This is a genomic window from Bacillus cereus group sp. BceL291, assembly GCF_051776705.1.
Classification (GTDB): Bacteria; Bacillota; Bacilli; order Bacillales; family Bacillaceae_G; genus Bacillus_A; species Bacillus_A cereus.
Genome location: NZ_JBPWAP010000232.1, coordinates 1 through 665, shown reverse-complemented (window position 1 = coordinate 665; position 665 = coordinate 1). Strand labels below are relative to the sequence as shown.

Here is a 665-nt window from a genome sequence, read left to right as displayed (position 1 = left end):
ATGTCATATTGAAAATTGGAGCGGAAGACGGGATTCGAACCCGCGACCCCAACCTTGGCAAGGTTGTATTCTACCACTGAACTACTTCCGCAAGACATGTATGAGTTATTTTATTAAAAGTGCGGGTGAAGGGAGTCGAACCCCCACGCCAAAGGCGCTAGATCCTAAGTCTAGTGCGTCTGCCAATTCCGCCACACCCGCATATTTCATTAAAATGGTGAGCCATGAAGGACTCGAACCTTCGACCCTCTGATTAAAAGTCAGATGCTCTACCAACTGAGCTAATGGCTCTTAATGGCTGGGCTAGCTGGATTCGAACCAGCGCATGACGGAGTCAAAGTCCGTTGCCTTACCGCTTGGCTATAGCCCATTAATTAAGAATGGTGGAGGGGGGCAGATTCGAACTGCCGAACCCGAAGGAGCGGATTTACAGTCCGCCGCGTTTAGCCACTTCGCTACCCCTCCGACATATATGGTGGAGGATGACGGGATCGAACCGCCGACCCCCTGCTTGTAAGGCAGGTGCTCTCCCAGCTGAGCTAATCCTCCATTTTGCCTGGCAACGTCCTACTCTCACAGGGACAAGGTCCCAACTACCATCGGCGCTAGAGAGCTTAACTTCCGTGTTCGGTATGGGAACGGGTGTGACCTCTCTGCCATCATTA

The 665-nt window shown here is 51.9% G+C and carries 6 tRNA genes and 1 rRNA gene; all 7 read right to left on the bottom strand.

The window, feature by feature from the left end:
• Positions 1-16: 16 nt before the first annotated feature.
• Positions 17-91, bottom strand: a tRNA-Gly gene (locus ACS2CR_RS34325).
• 29 nt (positions 92-120) lie between these two features.
• Positions 121-201, bottom strand: a tRNA-Leu gene (locus ACS2CR_RS34320).
• A 14-nt stretch (positions 202-215) separates the two neighbouring features.
• Positions 216-291: transfer RNA gene (locus ACS2CR_RS34315), tRNA-Lys, on the bottom strand.
• Between the two features lie 4 nt (positions 292-295).
• Positions 296-370: transfer RNA gene (locus tag ACS2CR_RS34310), tRNA-Gln, on the bottom strand.
• An 11-nt stretch (positions 371-381) separates the two neighbouring features.
• Positions 382-465, bottom strand: a tRNA-Tyr gene (locus ACS2CR_RS34305).
• 8 nt (positions 466-473) lie between these two features.
• Positions 474-549, bottom strand: a tRNA-Val gene (locus tag ACS2CR_RS34300).
• A 5-nt stretch (positions 550-554) separates the two neighbouring features.
• Positions 555-665: ribosomal RNA gene (gene rrf / locus ACS2CR_RS34295) — 5S ribosomal RNA — on the bottom strand; the annotation flags it as partial.